Annotated in this window: 24 protein-coding genes; 6 read left to right on the top strand and 18 right to left on the bottom strand. The window is 68.0% G+C overall.

Features of this window, described 5'->3' with window-relative positions; all coding sequences use genetic code 11:
• From ABT313_RS30480 to ABT313_RS30520, 9 genes are all read right to left on the bottom strand, one after another.
• A complete protein-coding gene (locus tag ABT313_RS30480) occupies positions 1 to 876 on the bottom strand; it encodes a carbohydrate ABC transporter permease (protein WP_350860920.1) in 876 nt (291 codons plus the stop codon).
• Entirely contained in the window at positions 873 to 1,820 is a 948-nt protein-coding gene (locus ABT313_RS30485) for a carbohydrate ABC transporter permease (protein WP_350860922.1), read from the bottom strand. Before ABT313_RS30485 ends, ABT313_RS30480 begins: the two co-directional genes overlap by 4 nt.
• The gene (locus ABT313_RS30490; RefSeq protein WP_350860925.1) at positions 1,817 to 3,109 is read right to left on the bottom strand and encodes an extracellular solute-binding protein; all 1,293 of its coding nucleotides are present in this window, start codon (positions 3,107 to 3,109) and stop codon (positions 1,817 to 1,819) included. The genes ABT313_RS30485 and ABT313_RS30490 overlap by 4 nt, the downstream gene beginning before the upstream one ends.
• Before the next feature lie 9 nt (positions 3,110 to 3,118).
• The gene (locus tag ABT313_RS30495) at positions 3,119 to 4,111 is read right to left on the bottom strand and encodes a GNAT family N-acetyltransferase (RefSeq protein ID WP_350860927.1); all 993 of its coding nucleotides are present in this window, start codon (positions 4,109 to 4,111) and stop codon (positions 3,119 to 3,121) included.
• Positions 4,108 to 5,250: an exo-beta-N-acetylmuramidase NamZ family protein gene (locus ABT313_RS30500; RefSeq protein ID WP_350860929.1), complete on the bottom strand. Its 1,143-nt coding sequence runs from the start codon at positions 5,248 to 5,250 to the stop codon at positions 4,108 to 4,110. Before ABT313_RS30500 ends, ABT313_RS30495 begins: the two co-directional genes overlap by 4 nt.
• Before the next feature lie 107 nt (positions 5,251 to 5,357).
• Positions 5,358 to 6,125: an alpha/beta fold hydrolase gene (locus ABT313_RS30505; RefSeq protein WP_350860931.1), complete on the bottom strand. Its 768-nt coding sequence runs from the start codon at positions 6,123 to 6,125 to the stop codon at positions 5,358 to 5,360.
• Positions 6,126 to 6,136: 11 nt separating this feature from the next.
• Positions 6,137 to 6,430: an Rv1322 family protein gene (locus ABT313_RS30510; RefSeq protein WP_350860933.1), complete on the bottom strand. Its 294-nt coding sequence runs from the start codon at positions 6,428 to 6,430 to the stop codon at positions 6,137 to 6,139.
• Positions 6,431 to 6,460: 30 nt separating this feature from the next.
• Positions 6,461 to 7,849 (bottom strand): M28 family peptidase, encoded by a 1,389-nt coding sequence (locus tag ABT313_RS30515; RefSeq protein WP_350860935.1) that lies wholly within the window; start codon positions 7,847 to 7,849, stop codon positions 6,461 to 6,463.
• A 78-nt stretch (positions 7,850 to 7,927) separates the two neighbouring features.
• Positions 7,928 to 8,950 (bottom strand): fatty acid desaturase family protein, encoded by a 1,023-nt coding sequence (locus ABT313_RS30520; protein WP_350860937.1) that lies wholly within the window; start codon positions 8,948 to 8,950, stop codon positions 7,928 to 7,930.
• Positions 8,951 to 9,082: 132 nt separating this feature from the next.
• Between ABT313_RS30520 and ABT313_RS30525 the strand changes: the two genes are divergently transcribed.
• Positions 9,083 to 10,381, top strand: coding sequence for a sensor histidine kinase (locus ABT313_RS30525; RefSeq protein WP_350860939.1), 1,299 nt, complete (start codon positions 9,083 to 9,085; stop codon positions 10,379 to 10,381).
• Entirely contained in the window at positions 10,333 to 10,980 is a 648-nt protein-coding gene (locus ABT313_RS30530; RefSeq protein WP_350860941.1) for a response regulator, read from the top strand. The genes ABT313_RS30525 and ABT313_RS30530 overlap by 49 nt, the downstream gene beginning before the upstream one ends.
• 90 nt (positions 10,981 to 11,070) lie before the next feature.
• Here the strand turns inward: ABT313_RS30530 and ABT313_RS30535 are convergent, their stop codons facing one another.
• Positions 11,071 to 11,463, bottom strand: a complete 393-nt coding sequence (locus ABT313_RS30535; protein ID WP_350860943.1) for a nuclear transport factor 2 family protein — start codon at positions 11,461 to 11,463, stop codon at positions 11,071 to 11,073.
• A gap of 90 nt (positions 11,464 to 11,553) precedes the next feature.
• Between ABT313_RS30535 and ABT313_RS30540 the strand changes: the two genes are divergently transcribed.
• Positions 11,554 to 12,171, top strand: coding sequence for a TetR/AcrR family transcriptional regulator (locus ABT313_RS30540; RefSeq protein ID WP_350860945.1), 618 nt, complete (start codon positions 11,554 to 11,556; stop codon positions 12,169 to 12,171).
• Here the strand turns inward: ABT313_RS30540 and ABT313_RS30545 are convergent.
• The 4 genes from ABT313_RS30545 to ABT313_RS30560 all read right to left on the bottom strand — a co-directional run bounded on the left by ABT313_RS30545 (position 12,168) and on the right by ABT313_RS30560 (position 15,567).
• Positions 12,168 to 12,899, bottom strand: coding sequence for an amino acid ABC transporter ATP-binding protein (locus ABT313_RS30545; protein WP_350860947.1), 732 nt, complete (start codon positions 12,897 to 12,899; stop codon positions 12,168 to 12,170). The two genes, ABT313_RS30540 and ABT313_RS30545, sit on opposite strands and share 4 nt — an antisense overlap.
• Complete coding sequence (locus ABT313_RS30550) at positions 12,896 to 13,744, bottom strand: amino acid ABC transporter permease (RefSeq protein WP_350860949.1); 849 nt, start codon at positions 13,742 to 13,744, stop codon at positions 12,896 to 12,898. Before ABT313_RS30550 ends, ABT313_RS30545 begins: the two co-directional genes overlap by 4 nt.
• Positions 13,741 to 14,595 carry an ABC transporter substrate-binding protein gene (locus ABT313_RS30555; protein ID WP_350860951.1) on the bottom strand — a complete coding sequence of 285 codons (855 nt, stop codon included), beginning with the start codon at positions 14,593 to 14,595 and terminating at the stop codon, positions 13,741 to 13,743. The genes ABT313_RS30550 and ABT313_RS30555 overlap by 4 nt, the downstream gene beginning before the upstream one ends.
• A gap of 168 nt (positions 14,596 to 14,763) precedes the next feature.
• The gene (locus ABT313_RS30560) at positions 14,764 to 15,567 is read right to left on the bottom strand and encodes a helix-turn-helix domain-containing protein (protein WP_350860953.1); all 804 of its coding nucleotides are present in this window, start codon (positions 15,565 to 15,567) and stop codon (positions 14,764 to 14,766) included.
• Between the two features lie 49 nt (positions 15,568 to 15,616).
• On the opposite strand from ABT313_RS30560, the gene ABT313_RS30565 reads away from it, so the two are divergent.
• Positions 15,617 to 16,399: a phytanoyl-CoA dioxygenase family protein gene (locus ABT313_RS30565; RefSeq protein WP_350860955.1), complete on the top strand. Its 783-nt coding sequence runs from the start codon at positions 15,617 to 15,619 to the stop codon at positions 16,397 to 16,399.
• Between the two features lie 28 nt (positions 16,400 to 16,427).
• Here the strand turns inward: ABT313_RS30565 and ABT313_RS30570 are convergent, their stop codons facing one another.
• The 3 genes from ABT313_RS30570 to ABT313_RS30580 form a co-directional block, all read right to left on the bottom strand.
• Entirely contained in the window at positions 16,428 to 18,206 is a 1,779-nt protein-coding gene (locus ABT313_RS30570) for a 3-hydroxyacyl-CoA dehydrogenase family protein (RefSeq protein WP_350860957.1), read from the bottom strand.
• 74 nt (positions 18,207 to 18,280) lie between these two features.
• Positions 18,281 to 18,763, bottom strand: coding sequence for an NUDIX hydrolase (locus ABT313_RS30575; RefSeq protein WP_350860959.1), 483 nt, complete (start codon positions 18,761 to 18,763; stop codon positions 18,281 to 18,283).
• Positions 18,733 to 19,614 (bottom strand): class I SAM-dependent methyltransferase, encoded by an 882-nt coding sequence (locus ABT313_RS30580; RefSeq protein ID WP_350860961.1) that lies wholly within the window; start codon positions 19,612 to 19,614, stop codon positions 18,733 to 18,735. Before ABT313_RS30580 ends, ABT313_RS30575 begins: the two co-directional genes overlap by 31 nt.
• A 101-nt stretch (positions 19,615 to 19,715) precedes the next feature.
• Between ABT313_RS30580 and ABT313_RS30585 the strand changes: the two genes are divergently transcribed.
• Positions 19,716 to 20,804, top strand: coding sequence for an RNA-guided endonuclease InsQ/TnpB family protein (locus ABT313_RS30585; protein ID WP_350860964.1), 1,089 nt, complete (start codon positions 19,716 to 19,718; stop codon positions 20,802 to 20,804).
• Positions 20,805 to 20,840: 36 nt separating this feature from the next.
• Here ABT313_RS30585 and ABT313_RS30590 read toward each other — a convergent pair whose 3' ends face one another.
• Positions 20,841 to 21,152, bottom strand: coding sequence for a hypothetical protein (locus ABT313_RS30590; RefSeq protein WP_350860966.1), 312 nt, complete (start codon positions 21,150 to 21,152; stop codon positions 20,841 to 20,843).
• A 61-nt stretch (positions 21,153 to 21,213) separates the two neighbouring features.
• Here ABT313_RS30590 and nucS point away from each other — a divergent pair, with 61 nt between their 5' ends.
• On the top strand, positions 21,214 to 21,873 hold the full coding sequence (nucS, locus tag ABT313_RS30595; RefSeq protein ID WP_130448766.1) for an endonuclease NucS: 660 nt from the start codon (positions 21,214 to 21,216) through the stop codon (positions 21,871 to 21,873).
• The last annotated feature ends 57 nt before the right edge of the window (positions 21,874 to 21,930 follow it).

Here is a 21,930-nt window from a genome sequence, read left to right on the forward strand (position 1 = left end):
TCACTTCAGGCCACTCAGTACGACACCGCGCACGTAGTACTTCTGGAACAGCAGGAACACGACCAGCACCGGCAGCGTGCTGATCACCAGGCCGGCCATCACGATCGGCATCGTGCGGTCCGGGTCGAGGAAGCTCTGCAGCAGCTGGATGCCGACCGGCAGGGTCTGCAGGTCGGGGTCCGAGGACGAGATCAGCAGCGTCCAGATGTATTCGTTCCAGGTGCCGATGAACGTGATCAGCCCGAGCGTGATCGCCACCGGCTTGGTCTGCGGCAGCACGATCAGCCGCCAGGTCTGCCACTGGTTCGCGCCGTCGATCTTGGCCGCCTCGAGCATCTCGTCCGGCAGCGACACCATGAACTGCCGCATCAGGAAGATGCCGAAACCGCTGACCGCGAACGGCAGGATCAGCGCGACCAGGCTCGTCGTCAGCCCGCCGTCGCCGCCGCGGCCGAGGATGTCGTTGCCACCGGCCAGCGGCCAGTTCAGCATGATCAGGAACGTCGGGATCAGCAGCAGGAACGGCGGCAGCATCATCGTCGCGAGGATGAACCGGAAGATCACCGCGCGCCCGCGGAACCGCAGCTTCGCCAGCGCGTACCCGGCCATCGACGACGTCACCAGCACCGAGACCGTCACCGACACCGTGACGATCACGCTGTTGCGGAACAGCCGACCGAGCTCCAGCTGCGAGAACGCGTCGCGGTAGTTGTCGAAGTTGAACGACTCGGGCAGCAGCTTGTACGGGATCACGCCGTACTCCCCCGGGCCCTTGAACGAGCTCATCACCATGTCGAGGAACGGCATCACCATCGCCACCCCGCCGAGGATCACCACCAGGTAAGCGAACCAGGGGAACTTTCCGCGCCGCTTCACGAGGTCTCCTCTCCGCGCCGCCGGGCGATCCACAACTGCAGCAGCGTGATCGCGAGGATGATCACGAACAGCACCATCGCCATCGCGCTCGCCGTTCCCCACGCGCCGAACTTGAACGCCCGCTGGTACATCTCGAACGCCGCGACGTTGGTCGCGTTCACCGGCCCGCCGTCACCGGTCATCACGATGATCAGCGCGAACGACTGCAACCCGCCGATGAACTGCGTGATCAGCACGAACAGCAACGCCGGCCGCAGCAGCGGCAACGTGATCGACCAGAACGTGTGCCACGAATTCGCCCCGTCCACCTCGGCGGCCTCGTAGTACATCTCGGGGATGGCCTTCAGGCCGGCGGTCAGGATCAGTACGGCGCCGCCGATCGAGGCCCACGCATGCACGACGGTCACCGACGGCAGCGCGTACGACGAATCGGACAGGAACCCGACGCTGTTCACGCCGAGCTTGTTCAGGACCGCGTTGATCAGGCCGGCCGGCTGGTACATCATCTTCCACACGTTGCCGATCGCAACGACCGTGGCGACGACCGGCAGGAAGTACAGCACCCGCCAGAAGCCCTGGAACGACAGCCTGTCGATGCAGTAGGCAACCAGCACCGAGCCGAACGTTGCCAGGAACACCGATCCGAACGCGAACAGCAACGTGTTGACGAGGATCGGCTTGACGAACGTCCCGTGGAAGCTCAGCACGTCGCCGAAGTTCGAGAAGCCCGCCCACTTCAGCGTGCCGAGGTCGAACCCGCCCCAGTCCGAGAACGCCAGCACGATCGCGAAGCCGAACGGCAGGATCAGGAACACGCAGAAGAACAGCAACGCCGGCGACAGGAACAGGTACGCCGCCATTCCCTCGCGATGCAGCTTGCCGACCCGGCGGGCCGACGACGCCGCCAGGCGATCGTCGCCGACCCTGCCGACCGCGGTCGTCATTGCGGCTTGACGGCCTTCGCCGCCTGCGCCAGCGCATCGTCCGGATTCTTGCCGTCGGCAAGCACCGTCATGATCGCGTTGTGCAGCGCGGTCTTCGCCTCGTACGCCCCCGGCTGGTTCGGCTCGGCCATCGCGTACGTCGCCGCGTCGTAGATCGGCGCCAGGTTCGGGTCGGACAACGACTTCTTGTACTCCGCCTGGTCCGCCGTCCGCGGCGGGATCAGGCCCTGGTCGGCGAGCCACTTACCGGTCTCGGTGACATTGCTGCCGCCCTCGGCCTTGTGCTCGTTCATCCAGGTCAAGAACTTCCAGGCCTCGTCCGCGTGCTTGCTGCGCTGGTTCACGCCCATGAAGAACCCGTACGCCAGCGAGCCCTTGCTGCCCGGCGTCGGTCCGGGGATCGCGGTCACGCCGACGTCCGAGGCGTACTTGTCCTTCATCTGGGTCTTGAGGCTGCCGATCCACCAGCCGGCCTGGATCGCCATCGCGACGCCGCCGCTGCGGAACTGCTTGGTCGGCGAGATCGAGGTGTTCGACGCCTTCGCGGCCGCCAGATCGCCCTCGAACTTCAGCGCGGCCTTGCCCTGGTCGTTGTCGAACTGCGGGGTGCCGTCCGCGCCGAGGAACTTGCCGCCGGCCGAGTCGAGCAGCGACAGGAACGGGTGCACCGACTTGTTGTCGCCGTCCTGGATCAGGCTCAGGCCCTCGACCTGGATGTTGCCCTTGGCATCCCGCTTCACCGTCTTCTTCGCGTCGTCGGCGAGCTCGGCCCAGGTGGTCGGCGGCTTGGTGATGCCGGCCGCGGCGAGGATCTTCTTGTTGTAGAACAGCACGTAGGTGTTCAGCTCGGTCGGGTAGCCGAGGAGCGTGTCGCCGGTGGTCACGGCGCCCAGCGCGGCCGGGCTGTACTCCGCCTTGATCTTGGTCGCGATGTCGTCCGGCACCTTCGCCACGACGTTCGCCTTCATCAGCTGGCCGCCCCACAGGCCGTACGCGCTGACGATGTCGGCGCCGCGGCCGCCGGTCTGCCGGACCGTCATCGTGGTGAGCAGGTCGTCGAACTTGACCACCTGCGCCTTCACCTGGATCTTCGGGTTGTCCTTGTTCCACTGGGCGATCATCTTGTCCAGCCCGTCCTTCGACGGGCCGTCGCTGTAGTGGCTGAGCAGCGTCAGTTCGACCTTGCCGCCCGAGTTGCCACCGCCCGAGTCGCCGCTGCCGCCACAGGCAGCGGCCGAGGCCAGCAGCCCGGCGACGACCGCGAGTCGCAGTCCCTTCGAGATACGCATCTGTGTTCCTTAAGCGTCGGACCGGGCCAGAGGCGCCCGGAGGATGGTGAACGTGCGGGTGATCTCGAAACCCGTCTTCAGGTACAGCTGCCCGGCCGCGGACTTCTCGCCGGTCCACAGGAACCAGGCCGAGTGGGCGCCGGCGGCAACCATCCGCTCCAGCGTCAGGTGCAGCAGCACCTTCCCGAGTCCGGTGCCGCGCGAGGCCGGCAGGACGCCGAACGGCCCGAAGCGGTCGATCACCCCTTCGTACGTGCCGTGCATCGCCCAGCCGAGGATCGCCCGGCTCGACGGTGTTGGACCAGGACGGCGTGCCACGACGATGCGATCGAGCGGCAGACCGGACACGACGCCCTCGCGGATCGCGCGGGCCCAGTCCGGGTTGAACTCCGCGCCGGCGATCGTGATCAGCGCGGTCAGCTCGTCGTCGGTTGGTATACCAAAGCTGTAGCCCTCGGCCGTCAGCGCGTCGATCCGCTTGCGGACCTCGTCCGGAATGGCATACCCGACCAGACCGCGGTCCATCGCGACCGCGTCGTACTGGCGCTCGAAGCCGAGGCCGGCCAGCAGCCGCGCGGCGGACGGATAGCGGGCGCTGTCGAGGCCGGGGAGGAAATAGTTCGGCGTGTACGACGAGAAGAAGACCTCGGACCGGCCGTGCGACCGCAGCCAGTCCATTGCCGTCGACAACAACGATCGGCCGATCCCGCGACCGCGGTACTCCGCATGCACGAAGAAGAACGGGATCCAGCCGGCCGTGGGCTCGACATCGTCCGCGTCGACCGCGATCAGCCGCCGGACCGCGTACGCCGCGCCGACGATCTGACCGTCGATCACCGCCACCTGCAGACCGGCGGCGTCGAAGTTGCGGTCGAGCAGGAACAGGTCACGCAGGCGCTGGTACGAGATCGGGTCGGCCGGCGCGGCGGCGGTCCAGCCGTCGGCGATCGCCGGTCCGTCGCCGACCTGGAACGAGCGGATCGTCACGTCCGGGGTCGTCATCGCGCCATCCCTTCGTAGAGCCCTTCGTAGAGCAGCACGTCAGGTCGCACCCAACCCGCCGGTGTGGTTGCTGCAGGCAAGAGATCGAGCGGGTCGTCGCCGGCCTCGAGCGCCTTGCGCAGCGAGTCCGAGCCCCACAGCCGGTCGAGCGACGGCAGCATCCCGAAGTCGTCCGGATACAGCTCGTTCAGCACCCGGAGCATCACCAGCGCGGTCCGCACCGGCTCGAACGCGTCGCGATCGACGACATGAAGCTGTACTCCGGACACCGCCTGGCCGGCGTATTTGCTGAACACCGGCTCGAACCAGGTCCGCCGGAAGATCACGCCGGGCAGCCCGCACGCCGACAACGCCGGCACCAGCCGGTCGTCGACGTACGGCGCTCCGATCGTCTCGAACGGCCGCGTCGTACCGCGGCCCTCGCTGAGGTTCGTCCCCTCGAACAGGCCGGTGCCGGGGTATACCAAGGCTGTGTCCGGCGTCGGCATGTTCGGCGACGGCGGCACCCACGGCAGACCGGTTGGCATACCGGTTGGCATCCCGGTCCCCGCCGAGTCACGCGTCCACCCGTCCATCGGGACGACCGTTGCCGCACCCAACTGCCGGGCGAGCTCGCCGACGGTCAGCCCGTGCCGCAAGGGAATCGGCGCCCGCCCGACGAAGCTCTCGAACCCCGGCTGCAGCAGCGGTCCTTCGACCCGGACACCGCCGAGCGGGTTCGGCCGGTCGAGGACGACAAATGGCATACCAAGCCGCGCCGCCGCCTGCTGGCAGTCGTACATCGTCCAGACGTAGGTGTAGAACCGCGTCCCGATGTCCTGGATGTCGAACAGCAGTACGTCGACTCCGGAGAACAGCTCGTCGAGTTCGCGCCCTTGCCGCAAGTAGGTGTCGAAGACCGGGAGCCCGGTGTCGGGATCGACGCCCTCGCCTTCACTCGCACCCGCTTGTGCCGTACCGCGGAGGCCGTGCTCGGGACCGAACAACGCAGTCAACGGCAGACCGGCCGCACGCAACGCGACCGAAGTCGGCGTGAGGTCCGGCAGCACGCCGGTGAAGTTCGTGATCAGTCCCAGGCGCCCGTCGGGCACCAGCCCCCGGTCCTCGGCCAGACGCTGTGCGCCGGTCCGGACCACCATCGCCGCCACCACCAACCCCAGATCATGGATCCTGCAGGAACTGGGTTGAAAACTTACCGAGGTTGGCAGGCGGAGGTCAATGGATTACGGACAAACGTTTACCAAGGTCATCCGAGGAACGGTGTGAGCGCGGCGAGGAAGTCGTCGAGGCGCTCGGCGTGGACCCAGTGCCCGGCCTCCGGAACCTCGGCGTACTCCACGTGCGGGAAGTAACCGGCGATCGTCGCGCGATGGTCCTGCTGCACGTAGTCGGACTTCCCGCCGAAGATGAACAGCGTCGGCCCGTCGTACCGCAGGCCGGCGGCCTCCGCGGGCCAACCGGAGATGGCCGGCAGCGCGGCCTCGATCACCGGGAGATTCGGCCGCCACCGAGCACCGTCGGCATCGAGGATCAGGTTCTGCAGCAGAAACGCACGGGTCCCGGGCGTGGGTACGGCGTCGACCAGTTGCGCGTCCACCTCCGCACGACGGGTGACCGAGGACAGGTCGGCGTTCCGCATCGCCTGCGCGTACTCGACGAAGGCGGGCGGGTACTCGACCGGCGCGGCATCGACGACGACGAGGCGCTCGACGACCTGCGGGTACTGCAGCGCGGTCAGCATCGCGGTCTTGCCGCCCATGGAGTGCCCGACCAGCGCGACCGGCCCGACCCCGAGCGACTCGATCGTCTCGCGGACGTCGGCGGCCATCTCCGGGTAGCTCATCGTGTCGACGTGCGGCGAGGTCCCGTGGTTGCGCAGGTCGAACGCGAACACCCGGTGCTTGTCGGCCAGCCGGCGGGCGGCGGTCATCCAGTTCCGCCCGGAGCCGAACAGACCGTGCATCACCACGACCGTCGTACCGCTCTCGCCGTACGACGTGACCGGCAGCTTCATACACACACCTTTCAACGGCTCCGTTGCCAGCAAGCGGTGTGCCAGTGGCGCCGCTCGTCGAGCGACTGCCCGCCGCCGATCGCGCCGAGCAGGCTCGGGTTGTCCGGCCAGACCACGACATGCGGCGTGACGGGCGGGATCAGCTGGTCGCAGCCCGGGCAACGGTACGACTTCGCGGACGCGGACCCGGACACCCGCCGGACGTTCCACTCACCGTCGGCCTTCACCTCACGCGACTGGGTACCACCGAGCAGCGGCCGGTCACTGACCGGCCGCTGCCATTTGGAAGGCCTTCTGCGCGACATAGCCCCTCAAGGCTAGCCGTATGACCTAGGTCACGAGCTGCGGGCGACGGCGTACGCCGCACACCCGATCAGTTCCATCGAGACCTGGAGCCGCTCGAGGCTGACGTTCTTCGCGATCGTGTCCTCGGGCGAGTGGTACGGCGGTTCGAGGTACGACGGCGCGAGCTCGCCCCGCCAGGAGAAGTTGGCCGCGGCGATCCCGACCTCCTGGAAGGATTGGTGATCGGATGCGCCGCGCTCGACCGGTCCGACCAGTTGCGCGTCGTACCCGAGCCGCTGGCCGGCCGCCCGCACCGCATCGGTCGCGGTATTCGCGAGCCCGGTGAACGACAGCAGCCAGTACGTGACAGCCGGATCCCAGCTCGTCGCGACCATGTCGTTCTGGAAGACGGCCCGGTACCGGTCGCGCTGGGGCTGCGGCAACTGCGCGACGTGGTACCGCGAACCGATCAGCCCCTGCTCCTCCGAACCCCAGAGCGCGAACCGCAGCGTCGCATCGGTGGGGATCCGGCTGAACACCCGCGCCAGCTCCATGGTCAGCACCGTGCCCGAGCCGTCGTCGTTCACACCCGGAGCGCCGATCACCGAGTCGTAATGACCGCTCACCATCACGATCGGCCCGTCAACGCCCGACTTCCCACGCCGTTCGCCGACCACGTTGTTCGAGATCAACCCGCGGTACGCCGCCGTGCTGATCCGAAGCGGCAACGCAGTAACGACAGCAAGCGCCTCGCGGATCAGCCGCTTCTGCACCTGCGCAACACCGATCACCGGAATCGGCGCGTTGGTCAGACCGCTCGGCGAGAACGCCGACGCCCGCCGCGGGAACACCTGATCGGCAGGCAGCAGGATCACACCGACCGCACCACGGGCAACAGCCTCCGCGACGAACGCCGGCCGAGCCGCCGCGGTGTCGTCCGCGATGACGATCGCCCCCGCGACGTCGGTCGGCCAGACCGGTGCACCAGCAGGACCGACGTCCCGCACCGGGCCTTCGACAGTGACGTCCAGCTTGCCGCCCGGTGCGGCGCCGGCCTGCCAGCACAGGTCGTCCGGCAGCATCCCACGGACATCGATGATCTGGGCAAGGAATTTGTCGGCTACCGGGAACGGCTCGAGCCTGGTCCGGTAGCCGAACTTGTCCAGCTGTCCGGCGATGTAGTCGGCCGCGCGCTTCTCGCTCGGCGTACCTCCGACGCGTGGCCCGATGTGCTCCGACAACACCTGTAGGTGCTGCAGTGCGTGGTCGGAGGAAAGGCCCGACACGATCTGCCGGTCGTACTTGTCCAGCTTCGGCCGGGTCACCGCCCCCGGCCGAAGCTCGTCTGCACCCCACGCGGGGGCAACCGGAACGGCGGTTGCGGCGGCGACGCCGGCAATCAGCAAACCTCGGCGACTCAGACCGGACTTATCGGTCATGAATGGTCTCCTCACGAAGGTGGGCGGCCCCGAGAAGCCAGACCGTAACCCACCTGCGACCGAGTCGCCTAGGACCCGTCAAGCATTGGCACGAAGTTGCTCGCCGACCTCGTGCATATGGCGCAACCCCATTCGGTACGAATCGATCAAACCCGTTGAAATATAGGGCATTCCGATGCGTTCGCAGTACGCCCGCACGATCGGCTGAGCGAACCGGAGGTTGGCTCGCGGCATGCTCGGGAAGAGGTGGTGCTCGATCTGGTAGTTGAGTCCGCCCATCATCCAGTCGGTGACCAGACCGCCGTTGACGTTGCGGGACGTCAGTACCTGCTTCTCGAGGTGGCCCCAGTTGCTGTCGTCGTCGGGCATCTCCATGCCCTTGTGGTTCGGCGCGAAGACGCTGCCGAGGTGCAGCCCGAACACCATGTGATGCACCAGCGCGAACACCAGCGCCTGCGCCGGCGACATGATCAGGAACAGCACGGTCAGGTACAGCACCACGTGCGCGGCCATCAGGCCGAGTTCGAGCCGATGCGTCCGGCGGCGCGCGAGCAGGAAGCGGATGCTCGACACCTTGAGGTTGAAGCCTTCGAGCGTGAGCAGCGGAAAGAAGACCCGCGCCTGGTTGCGGGTCAGCCAGCCCTCCAGGCCCTTGCGGCCCTCGGCCTGCTGCAGCGTCCAGACGAACACGCCCTCGCCGACGTCCGGGTCCTTGTCGGTGTGGTTCGGGTTGGCGTGGTGGCGGTTGTGCTTGTCGTTCCACCAGGCGTAGCTCATCCCGAGTACGACGTTGCCGTGCAGCATCCCGATCCAGTCGTGCAGCTTGCGCGAGCTGGCGATCTGCTGGTGGCCGGCGTCGTGCCCGAAGAAGGCCGCCCGGGTGGTCAGGATCCCCAGCGGGAGCGCGAGCAGCACCACCCACCACGAGGCGCCGACCGCGGCGATCGCGGCCCAGGTCAACGCCATCAGCGCCACGTTGATCCCGATCGCCATCGCGTACGCCGCCGTACGGCGCTCCAGCAGGCCGGCTGCCTTGATCTCCCTCAGCAGCGGAGAGAAATCACTACCTTTGGTCCCTGGTGGGGTCACAGTCGCTGTCATGCAGTCCAGCCTCATCCTCGGCACCGCGGAAAACATGAGCGCTACTACCCAGATGCCGGGGGGTGGCAGCCCTCCGGCCAGAGGGGAGTTAACTCCACCGCGCCTGAGCGGACGCTGAGCCATGATGGAGGCATGAGCACCGTCGTGACCACCGAAGCACCGCCGATGCGGTATCCCAAGCTGGCCCAGCCCTGGATCGCGTTGTTCCTGGCGATCCTGGCCGAGCTCGGGATCGCGCTGTTCGTGCTCAGCGTGGTGTCGGTCCCGCTGATCGCGGTCTGGGTCGGGATCCCGCTGCTGCTGGTGGTCGTGCCGGCCGCCCGCTGGTTCGCGAACTGCCACCGCACGATCCTGGCCGGCTTCCTAGGCGAGCGGATCCCGCGCCCGTACAAGCAGCCCCCGATGCCGGGCATGCTGATGCGGCTGCGGACGATCCTCACCGACCCGCAGACCTGGCGGGACATCATCTGGCTCCTGGTGAACGCCGTGCTCGGGTTCACGCTGTGCCTGCTGAGCGCCGTGCTGTTCCTGGCGATGCTCTTCTATCTGGTCTACCCGCTGCTGGTCGGCGTGACGCCGGAGGGCGTGTTCACCGAGCCGTTCGGCGGGCTGCTGACCGTGAACTTCTGGACCAGCTTCCTGCTGATGCCGGTCGCGCTGATCGCGTTCCTGATCTGGCAGGCCGCCGGCGAGCGGCTGCTGAAGGCGAATGCGTTCCTGGCCCGCTCGCTGCTCGGCCCGACCGAGAGCGCCAAGCTGGCGATGCGGGTCCGCGAGCTGGCCGAGTCCCGCGCCGAGACTGTCGACACCCAGGCGGCCGAGCTGCGCCGGATCGAGCGCGACCTGCACGACGGCGCCCAGGCCCGGCTGGCCGCCCTGAGCATGAACCTCGGTATGGCGGAGGAGATGGTGGCCCGTGACCCGGCCCAGGCGGCCGCCCTGCTCACCGAGGCCCGGCTGTCGGCGAGTACGGCGCTGTCCGAGCTGCGCGACCTGGTTCGCGGGATCCACCCGCCGGTGCTGGCCGACCGCGGTCTCGAAGGCGCGGTCAAGGCGCTGGCGATGTCCTGCCCGTTCAAGGTCGACGTCACGTTCGACGTACCGGGCCGGCCGCCCGCGCCGGTCGAGTCCGCGGCGTACTTCGCGGTCGCCGAATGCCTCGCCAACACGGTCAAGTACTCGGCCGCGACCACCGCGTGGATCCAGATCACCCACGAGGACGAGAAGCTGCACATGATCGTCGGTGACGACGGTGTCGGCGGTGCCGTGATCAGGCCCGGTGGCGGTCTGTACGGTATCGAAAGGCGGCTGGCCGCCTTCGACGGTACGTTGACCGTGGTGAGCCCGAGCGCCGGGCCGACCACCGTGATCATGGAGCTGCCTTGCGAGTCCTCATCGCTGAAGACCACGCCCTCCTCCGGGACGGCCTGATCCGCCTGCTGGAGGCGCACGACTTCGAGGTGGTGGAGGCGGTCGACAACGGGCCCCGGCTGGTGCCCGCCCTGGTGGAGCACCGGCCGGACGTCGCTGTGGTCGACGTCCGGCTGCCGCCGACGTTCACCGACGAGGGCCTGAAGGCAGCGATCGAGGCCCGCAGCCAGGTCCCCGGTCTGCCGATCCTGGTGCTCTCGCAGTACGTCGAGCAGCTGTACGCGCGCGAGCTCCTCACCGGCGGTAGCGGCGGCGTCGGGTACCTGCTGAAGGACCGGGTGTCGAACGTTGCCGAGTTCCTCGACGCGGTCCGCCGGGTCGCGGCCGGCGGTACGGCGATGGACCCGGACGTGATCGGTCAGCTGCTGGCCCGCAACACCCGCGACGAACCGATCGGCCGGCTCACGCCGCGCGAGTCCGAGGTCCTCGGCCTGATGGCCGAGGGACGCTCGAACGCCGCGATCGCGGCCGCGCTGTTCGTCACCGAGAAGGCGGTCAGCAAGCACACCAACAACATCTTCGCGAAGCTCGACCTGCCGCCGTCCGAGGACGACAACCGGCGCGTGATCGCCGTCCTCACTTACCTGTCGTCGCGCTGACCCGGCGAGGGCGGGCCGTCCGCAGCACGCGGTAGGCCCCGCCCGCGGTCCAGTTCTGCCCGGGCGGCGTACGCCGTACCTCAGGACGCTTCATGCCGCGCCGATCTGGGCCATGATCGCGGCCATGTCGAGCCAGACGTTCTCCCGGCTCATCAGGCCGTCGCGGAACTCGCACACGTGCAGGATCCGGTAGCTGACGACCGTGCCGCGCGCCTGCGGACCGAAGTCGTCGTTGGCGATCAGCTGTGTCGCCATCACCTCGTCGACGACGAAGTTCTCGCCGTGGTAGCGGCGCAGCGGTTCGTACTTCTCCTCGTCGGCCTGCGCGAACAGCATCCGGTACCGCTCGGCGATCGCTTCGTGCCCGACCAGGACGCCCTGGCCGACCACATCGTGCTCGGCGTCCGGCGTCAGCGTCGCCAGCAGGCTCTCCAGGTCGTGTGCCGCCTCTGCGGCGAAGTGCAGGTCCAGTACGTGATCCATCTCGGCCGGTGTCATGGTTCCCCCAAGTCGTTTCGTAAGATGACTCTATCGTTATGAGAAAATCTTCTCACGTCAAGTAGGATTCTCGTCATGACTGGTCGTGAACGGCAAAAGCAGCGCACCCGCCAGCTGCTGGTCGACGCCTACAACGAGTTGGTCCGCGGCGGGCAGTCGCCGAGTGTGGCGCAGGTGGCCGAGGCGGCGGAGGTGTCGGTGGCGACGGCGTACCGCTACTTCCCCAACCCGGAGTCGCTGCGCGCGGACGCGGCGGTCGCGGCGACGGCGACCGCGCCGGACTTCGAGGCCGTGCTGGCCGACGCCGGCGACGATCCGGTGGTGCGCATCGAGGCGCTGGTCCGCGCGATCGCGACCTGGCAGCTGAACGACGAGCCGGTCTGGCGCGGTGTCCTGCGTGCCACGCTCGAGCGCTGGTTCGCGCAGTACGACGGAGGCGGCGTACGCGGCGCCGAGGTACCGATCCCGGTCCGCTCCAACGCCCGAGCCGAAGTCGTCCGCCTCGCCCTCCGCCCGCTCGAGTCCGAACTCTCCCCCGCCGAATTCCGCCGCCTCGTCAACACCGTCATGCTCACCTGCGGCGTCGAGGCCCTAATAGCCACCCGCGACGCCGCCGCCCTCAATCCGGACGAGGCGCGGGAAACGATGGTCGCGGCCGCCCGGACGCTGGTGCTGGCTGCCCGCAAGAACTAGGTACGGATGCGGCGGAGGAACTCTTGGGTTCTCGGCTCAACGGGATTTTGCAGTACCTGGCTGGGTGGACCCACTTCGAGGGGGCGGCCGTGGTGGAGGAAGCAGACGCGGTCGGCGACGTCGCGGGCGAAGGCCATCTCGTGGGTGCAGACGAGCATCGTCATGCCCTCGGACTTGAGTTCGCGGAGCAGGTCCAGGACCTCGCCGACGAGCTCCGGGTCCAGCGCCGACGTGACCTCGTCGAGCAGCATCAGCTGGGGTGAGTTCACCATCGCGCGGGCGATCGCCGCGCGTTGTTGCTGGCCGCCGGACAGCTCGTCCGGCTTGGCAGTTGCCTTGTCTGCCAGCCCGACTCGCTCCAGCATCTCCAGCGCACGTGCCCGCGCGGCATCCCGCCGTACGCCGTGCACGCGGATCGGCGCCAGAGTGATGTTGTCGAGCACGCTGAGATGCGGGAACAGGTTGTACGACTGGAACACGATCCCGATCCCCGACCGCACCTTGTCGGCGTCGACGCGCGGATCCGTGATGTCCACGCCGGCCAACTCGACCACGCCGTCGTCGACCGTCTCGAGCAGGTTCACGCACCGCAACAACGTCGACTTCCCGGACCCGGAGGCGCCGATCAGTACGACGCACTCCCCCGCATCGACCTCCAGATCGAACCCGTCCAGGACGACGTTCTCGCCGTACACCTTCCGTACTCCGCGCAAGGACAGCAGGCTCACACCAGACCACCTCCCCCGCCGTACCAGCCTTGGCGGCGGGCGACATAGTCGGTCAGGCGGGTCAGCGGGATCGTCAGCGCGACGAACAGCAGCCCAGCCACGACGTACGGCGTGAAGTTGAAGTCCTCCGCCGTCTCCAGCTGCGCGGCCCGGATCGCGTCGATGACGCCGAGTACGGCGATCAGCCCGGAGTCCTTCTGCAGGCTGACAAAGTCGTTCAGCAACGGCGGCATCACCCGGCGGACGGCCTGCGGGAGGACGACGAAGCGCAGCGTCTGGCGGTACGTCAGCCCGAGCGAACGCGCCGCCGCCCGTTGCGACGGATGCACCGATTCGATACCCGCGCGGAACACCTCGGCGACGTACGACGAGTAGGTCAGCACGAGCGCCGCCCCACCCCAGATCACCGCCTGGTTCGGCAGGCCGCGCAACTGCAGCGCCGGTACGCCGAAGCCGAGCAGGAAGATCACCAGCAGCAACGGGAGGCCGCGGAACACGTCCGTGTAGGCGGCCGCGAACACGCGCAGCGGGAAGAAGATCGGCCCGCGCAACGTGCGCATGATCGCCAGCGTCATACCGAAGATCACGATCAGTACGGCGCAGATCAGCATCACGCGGATGTTCAGCCAGAGGCCCTGAGCAACGATCGGAAGTGCTTCCCAGCCGCGGTGGAAGTCGAAGAACGTTGCCCGGACCCGCGGCCAGCCCGGTGTGGAACTGATGCCGACGGCAACCAGCACGAGCAGCACGACCGAGCTGACGACCGCGATCAGCGTCGATCGCCGGGCCCGGCCGCGCCGATACGCGATCCGCTCGCGCTGCAACTCCGACGGTTGCCAGCTCACGAGAGCTCGGGAGCGCCTGACTCGGTCAGGTACTGCTTCTGCAGGTTCGCCAGCGTGCCGTCGGTCTTGAGCGCGTCGACCGCCTGGGTGACGCAGCCGGTCAGCTTCGAGCCCTTCTCGAGCACGAACCCGAACTGCTCAGTGGTCCCGGTGGACGGCAGCTGCCCGACGATCTTGCCGTCGTCGAGCTGCGCGCCGGTCATGTAGAACGCGGTCGGCAGGTCCACCACAATGCCGTCGATCTGCTTGTTCTTCAGTGCCTGCACGGCCAGGTCGTTCGTGTCGAACACGGCCGGCGTCTGCTTCGGCTTCACCTGGTCGCGCAGCGCAGTGTAACTCGTCGTACCGACCTGGGCGCCGAGCTTGGCATCGACCAGTTCGGCGACCGACTTGGCGTTCGCGATCTTGCTGCCCGCGGTCGTGATCACGGTCTGCCGAACGTCGTAGTACCCGGACGAGAAGTCGACCGCCTTGCGCCGGTCCTCGGAGATCGACACCTGGTTGACGTCCAGGTCGAATGCCTTCGTCCCGGGGGCGAACGCGGTGTTGAACTGGACCGTCTGCCACTTGACCTCGGCCTGCTCGAACCCGAGCTTCTTCGCCACCGCATAGGTGACGGCCGACTCGTAGCCCTTGCCGTTGCTCGGGTCGTTGTCGCTGAACCACGGCTCGTACGCCGGCTTGTCGGTGCCGACCGTCAGCGTGCCGGCCGTCTTCACCGCCAGCTTGTCCTTCGCACAGGCGTCCGCCCCGGACGGCGTCGACGAACCCGACGCCGAGTTGTCCTCCGGTGCACACGCGCCCAATCCCACGGCGGCCAGAACCGCCAGCCCCACCACAGCCTTTCTCATGCGCAGAACTCTAGGGGGTGAGGGGTGATTTCGCGCCGTAGCGAGCAGGTGCTCGGTGCGGTGCATCGGCGTGCGGGGGCGAAGGGGTCGATGCGGAGCATCGTTCCCTTTGCACCCGTGCGGCGAGGTGCCGTGCCGAGTGCCGCGCAGTAGGCGGGAAATCACCCCTCACCCCCTCAACTTCTTGCGGTAGGTCGATGGACTTGATCCGGTATGTAAGCGGAAGCGTGTCGAGAAGTAGAGCGGGTCGGCGTACCCGACCTCGGCCGCGATCGCGGCGACCGGGCGGCTGGTGAGCTCCAGGAGGCGGGCCGCCGCGTCGAGGCGGCGGCGTTCGACGAACTGCTGCGGGCCGACGCCGAGCTGGTCGCGGAACAGGTGCGCGAACCGGGAGACCGACAGGTTGACCGCTCGCGCCAGCCGCGGGATGTCGAGGTTGGCGGTCAGGTCCTGGTCGATCAGCTCGATCGCGCGGAGCAGCCGATCGTCGATCTGGACGGCCTTCGGGTTCTGGGTGTCGCACCACAGCAGCGCGGCCTCCAGCGAGTTGGCGCTCAGCTGCTCGGCCTGCGGCAGCACGCTGCGTTGATGCCGTACGGCGTCGCGCAGGTGGTCGGCGATCCGGTCGAAGGCCGGACCGGCGGGTTCGAGCTGAACGATGCCGGGAGCAACTTCCGGCCAGTCGAGCAACGGCAGCCAGTCGGGCTTCGGGTTCACGTGCGCGTACAGGAAATGCCAGCGGTCGCCGACCGTGGCGTAGTCGTGCAAGGTGGCCGGGCGGACCAGCGTGACGCTGCCGGGCTCGGCCGGGACATGACCGAATCGTCCCTGGCCGTCGAGCGTCTGCACCAGCAGCCAGTCCGTCGTCCCATGCCGCCGGTACGTCGCGTAATCGGGGCCTTCGTCGAACTCACCGGTCGCCAGCCGACGAACCAGCGGGATCGGCGAGTCAGCAGGATCTCGAAGGTTCACAGCTCAATAGCGTATCGTCGGCAAGCGCTCACCGCCGCACCCTTGAAGCATGACAGTCGTGGACATCTACCAGCGGGACGGCGTCGTCCAGGTCCCGCAGTTGCTCGATTCCGCTGAGGTCGAGCGGATCAGGACCGTGTTCATGGAGCAGGTCGCGGTCGACCATTCGCTCGCGATCGACGACGGCGTACCCGAGGGCGACCCGCTGGCGAAGTACCCGCGGTTCGTCCATCCGCACCGGCGGACCGACCTGGAGGCCGGGCGGCTCTCGCTCGAGCTGATGCTGGACAGCCGGATCGTCGATGTCGTGCAGGCGCTGATCGGACCCGCGCTCGCCGCCCAGTCGATGTTCTACTTCAAGCCGCCGGGCGCGCGCGGGCAGGCACTGCACCAGGACAACACGTTCCTGCGCGCCGATCCGGAGACCTGCCTGGCAGCCTGGATCGCGATCGACGACGTGGACGAGGACAACGGCGGACTCGCCGTCGTGCCGGGGTCGCACAAGACCGAACTCGTCTGCCCCGAGCCCACCGACCTGACCGAGTCCTTCACCAGCGTCGAGGTCCCGATCCCGGCCGGGCTCAGCAAGGTGCAGACGAAGATGAAGGCCGGCGACGTGCTGTTCTTCCACGGCAGCGTGGTGCACGGATCCCGTCCGAACGGCACCGACGACCGCTTCCGCCGGTCGCTGATCTTCCACTACATCCCCGAGGACAGCGTCGAGATCGCCGCCTTCTACAACCCGCTGGTCCAGCTCGACCGCCGCGAGACCGTCCTCCCCGAGGCGATCGGCGGCGGCCCGTGCGGCGACTACGCCCAGGCCGAGCCGTAAACCGATCCCGTAAACCGAGCTGTAGCGCTCAGCTCGCGTAGTCGCGGAAGCCTCGGCCGGTTTTGCGGCCGAGGTAGCCGGCGGTGACGAGGTGTTCGAGCAGCGGCGCCGGTGCGAAACCGGGCTCGCGGAACTCCAGGTACAGGGTCCGCTGGATCGCGAGCGCGACGTCGAGACCGACCACGTCGAGGAGCGCGAACGGACCCATCGGGAGCCGGCAGCCGAGCTTCATCGCGGCGTCGATGTCGTCGACGCCGGCGTAGTGGGCCTCGAGCATCCGGACCGCGTCGTTCAGGTACGGGAACAGCAGGGCGTTGACGATGAAGCCGGCGCGATCGCCGCAGCGGACCGGGTGCTTGCCGGCGGCAACCGCTACGGCGGCCACCGTGTCGGCGACCTCGTGCGCGGTGCTGACCGTGCTGACGACCTCGACCAGCTGCATCACCGGCGCCGGGTTGAAGAAGTGCAGGCCGACCACGTCGGCCGGCCGCTTGGTCGCCATCGCGAGGTCGATCACCGGCAGCGAGGACGTCGTGGTCGCCAGGATCGCGCCCGGCTTGCAGATCTCGTCGAACGTCTCGAACAGCGCCTGCTTGACGCTGAGCTCCTCGACCACGGCCTCGACCACCAGGTCGACCGTGGCCAGGTCGTCGAGCTTCGCCGTACCGGTCACCCGGCGCAGCGCGGCGTCGCGCTCCTCCGAGGACAGCTTGCCGCGCTGGACGCCCTTCTCCAGCGAGCGTTCCAGCGTCGCACGGACCCGGTCGACCTTTTCGGTGCCGCGGGCAACGTACAGGACGTCGTACCCGGCCTTGGCGCACACCTCGACGATGCCGACCGCCATCGTCCCGGAGCCGACCACGCCGACCTGCTTGATCGGGCGGACCGCCGGCCCGTCGGCCGAAACCGAAGGGGTGCTTTCGTCGTCGACCACGACCGGCGAGTCCGGCCCTTCGTAGGTGTAGAAGCCGCGCCCGGTCTTCCGGCCGAGCAGGCCGGCGGTGACCATCTGCTTGAGGATCGGGGCCGGCGCGTGCAGCCGGTTGCGGCCCTGCTTGTACATCGTGTCGAGGATCTCGTACGCCGTGTCGAGCCCGATCAGGTCGAGCAGCGCCAGCGGACCCATCGGGTACCCGCAGCCGAGCCGCATCGCCGCGTCGACGTCCTCACGCGTGGCGTAGCGCGACTCGACCATCGAGACCGCGTGGTTCAGGTAGCCGAACAGCAGCGCGTTGGCGATGAAGCCGGCCCGGTCGGCCGCGACCACCGGCACCTTGTCGAGGCGGCGGGCCAGGGCCTGTACGTCGTCGACCACGTCCGGCTCGGTGACGACGGTCTTGATCACCTCGACGAACTCCTGCACCGGCGCCGGGTTGAAGAAGTGCATGCCGACGACGCGGCGCGGGCGCTGGGTGGCGACCGAGATCTCGGTGACCGACAACGACGAGGTGTTGGTGGCGAGGATCGCGTCCTCGCCGACGATCTTGTCCAGCGCCGCGAAGATCTCGCGCTTCAACTCCAGTCGCTCGACGACGGCCTCGATCACCAGGTCGCAGTCGGCCAGCGCCTCCATCGAGGTGGCGAACGTGACCCGGTCGAACAGCGCCTGCTGGTCCTCGACGGACAGCTTGCCGCGCTTCACGGCCCGGTCGGTCGAGTGCTGGATGTGGCCGCGGCCGCGCTCGGCGGCCTCCTCGTCACGCTCGACGCCGACCACCGTCAGCCCGTTGCGCGCGAACACCTCGGCGATCCCGGCGCCCATCGTGCCGAGACCCACCACACCCACAGTCGTCAATTCCCGAGCCATGCTCTGCACTATGCCAGTCACGATAGTGGTCCGCCCATGAGTTGCATCACCGGCGAGGCCAAGCTCACACCGCTCTACCTCGGCTCGTCGTACACGACCGGAGTCTCCATCCAGCCGTCCAGCAACCAGAGCGGATCCGGCGCGGCCAGGAGCGCCGCCGCGATCGGGCGTGGCCGGACGTCGCGCTCGCCGAGCTCGGCCAGCGACAGCCACACCGCGCGGTAGCTGCCGCTCTCAGACTCAGCCGGGCTCGTCATCTCCGGTCCGTCGCCGGTGCCGAAGTCGCCGCCGATGACGTCCGCGCAGAAGTAGTGCTGCGTGCTGTCGCCGAAGTGCACGACCGCGACGACACTGCGGATCTTCACCAGCAGCCCGAGCTCCTCGTAGATCTCGCGCCGCGCGGTCTCGGCCGGGGACTCGCCTTCTTCGACCTGACCGCCGGGCAGAACGTAGTACGTCCGCCCGTCCCGCACGCGCTCGATCGCGGCGATCCCGTCGTCGGTCAGCAGTACGACGCCCGCCCGGATCATGCGCGCGTCGCCAGCACGTAGAACCACATCCCGAACTTGCCCTCGCCGCGGTCCAGCCGCTGCACTTCCCAGCCGGTGCTCTTCAGCAGCTCACGCAACGCGTCTTCCTGCCACATGACGAAATGCCGGGGCAGGTCCAGGTGCCGGTCGGACCATTCCTCGCCCTTGCCCTCCCGGGTCGCGAACGCCAGGACACCCGCTGCCCGCGCGGCCTTCCGCAGTACCTGGGCCAGGTCGGGGCGGTCGAAGTGCAGGAACACAGCGTCCGCGAAGACCGCGTCGTACGGCCCGCCGAAATCGTCGGTCAGCGCGTTCAACCGGTCGACGGCGTACCCGTCGGCGCGCATCATGTCGATGAACGCCTGCGTCGCGTCGGTCCGGCGTACGACGAAGCCGCGGCGTTCCAGCTCGAGCGCGTCGCGGCCGGTCCCGCTGCCGATCTCCAGGACGCGCGCGCCGGGGCCGATCCGCTCGGCGAGCAGGTCGATCAGCGTGTCGTTGGCCGCCGTCGGGATCGACTCGCGGAACTTGTCGGCGGCCTGCTCGTACGCCGACAGCGTCACCTCGTTGTCGGTCGCCAGCCGCGTCCAGCCGTCGCCGGTGTGCTCGACGACGGCCGGAAGCTTCAAGCCGAGATCCACGCCGAGCACGACGACGGTCTCGCCGCGATGCAGGTCCGCGATCGACTGCAGCTCCTCGTCCGGGCGCCGGGTCAGCTCCGGTACGACGGTCAGCCGTACGCCGAGCCGGTCCGCCAGCCGGGACCCGGCCGCCGCCTCGAACGTTCCGGCGTACACCTGGGCGACCCGCTCGCCGACCGCCGCTTCCTGGACATCACCGGGCAACAGCACGATCCGCGCCGGACACATGAGATTCATTTGGCCTGGCCGCTCGAACCCGACGCTTCTGCCGGCAGGATCCGCGGCTGCCTCCCTTCGAGGATCAAGGATTGTCGGTAGCACATGATTGGGTCGTAAGCATGTCCAGGTTCCGGATGTATCCGACGCGGGAGCAAGAGACCGCGTTGCTGGAACAGTGTCGACACGCGCGGTCGGTGTGGAACCTGGCGCTGGAGCAATGGGCGATGTGGACCCGCGACAAACAGGCGACGCCGGCCTACATCGAGCAAGCACGGCAACTCACTGAAGCGCGGGCAGCGTTCGATTGGCTGCGCGCCGGATCGCAGACTGTGCAACAGCAAGCGTTGCGAGACTTCGACCAGGCAATCAAGAACTTCTACGCAGGCACGCACCGTCGCCCGACGTGGCGTAAGGCTGGGCAGCACGAGGGTTTCCGCATTGTCGGCTCCCAGGCTTCCCGGATCGTCAAGCTGAATCGGAAGTGGGCGCGGGTACTCATTCCGAAGGTCGGCTGGGTGCAGTTCCGGCTGTCCCGCGCCGTACCCAACGCGAAGTCGTACCGGGTCACTCGCGATCGGGCCGGACGCTGGCATCTTGCGTTCGCTGTCATCCCAGAACCGATTCCAGCGCCCGGCACCGGACAGGTCGTCGGCGTCGACCGCGGCGTCAGCGTGTCGGCGGCCCGCCAGCGAATAACAGTCGCGATTGCCAGGCTGTTCGCTAGAGCTGGCGATCGCTGCAGGGACTGGGTCGAGAAGACCAGCACCGATCTCGCGCAACGATTCGACGTCATACGCGTCGAGGACCTGCGGATTGCTCAGATGAGCAGGCGCCCTAGGCCCAGACCCGACCCAGAGCGACCGGGTAGCTTCCTGCCGAACCGCCGCCGCGCCAAAGCCGGTCTGAACCGCGGCATCTTGGGTAACGGCTGGGGAGCACTGGCGAGACGTCTTGAGCAAAAGGCGACAGGACGGTTCGAGAAAGTCAACCCCGCATTCACGTCCCAGACCTGCAGCGTCTGCAAGCACCGCGCCCCGGAGAACCGCGAGAACCAAGCGGTGTTCCACTGCGTCGCCTGCGGGCACTCGGCTCACGCGGACGTCAACGCGGCTGTCAACATCGCGGCCGGACGGGCCGTCAGCGCACGCCGAGAGACGCCACCGCGGGTCTCGCCGAAGCGTGAACCTCAACTCGCTACCTCCGCGTAGTAGTTGGAATCCTCGTCTTCCAAGACGAGGAGGACGTCAACGGCCGACGTACTCCAATGCCTCGGCGGCGTACTCCGGCCAGACCTCCGACTGGGCCAGCGGGATCATGACCCACTCCTTCATCGGCCGGCCCATCCCGGGGTCGAACGGTTCGGCGCCGGGCAGCGCGAGCGCCTTCTCGCGCGGTTCCGGCGGAAGTTTGAACGTCATGGCGTCGCCGAACATCCCCGCGAGCACCTTCTTACCGACCTTGAGACAGGGCATACCGAACATGCTGCCCCGAACCACTCCGGCCGACTCCAGCTCGGCGGCCACCACGTCGTACGCGGCGACTGCCTGATCGCTCACCTTCGGCATCATGCTCACCACCCTCCCACTCCTGACGGCCGGTGCACTACGGTGCTTTCTCGTGCGCTTGGTGATTGCTACTTGTTCTGTCGACTACTCGGGGCGGCTGACGGCTCATCTGCCGATGGCGCCGCGGCTGCTGATGGTGAAGGCGGACGGATCCGTGCTGATCCACGCCGACGGCGGGTCGTACAAACCGCTGAACTGGATGTCGCCGCCGTGCAAGCTGACCGAGGAAGAGGGGGTCTGGAGCGTCACCAACAAGGCTGGTGAGGAGCTCCGGATCACGCTCGAGGAGGTGCACAGCGACACGTCGTACGAGCTCGGGACCGACCCCGGCCTGATCAAGGACGGCGTCGAGGCGCACCTGCAGGAGCTGCTCGCCGAGCACGTCCAGACCTTCGGCGAGGGCTGGACGCTGGTACGCCGCGAGTACCCGACCGCGATCGGCCCGGTCGACCTGCTCTGCCGCGACGCCGACGGCAAGCACGTCGCGGTCGAGATCAAACGCCGCGGCGAGATCGACGGCGTCGAACAACTCACCCGCTACGTCGAACTCCTCAACCGCGACCCCCTGCTCGCCCCGGTCCGCGGCATCTTCGCCGCCCAGCTGATCAAGCCCCAGGCCCAGTTCCTGGCCACCGACCGCGGCCTCGAATGCGTCACCGTCGACTACGACGCCCTCCGCGGCATGGAATCCGACGTACTCCGGCTCTTCTAGATCCTGACAAAGCAGTAAATTTGCCCGATTTCGGGCAGAAGGTTTGCAGTGACCTCT

Origin of the sequence: Kribbella sp. NPDC000426, from assembly GCF_040300265.1 — a bacterium.
GTDB lineage: Bacteria > Actinomycetota > Actinomycetes > Propionibacteriales > Kribbellaceae > Kribbella.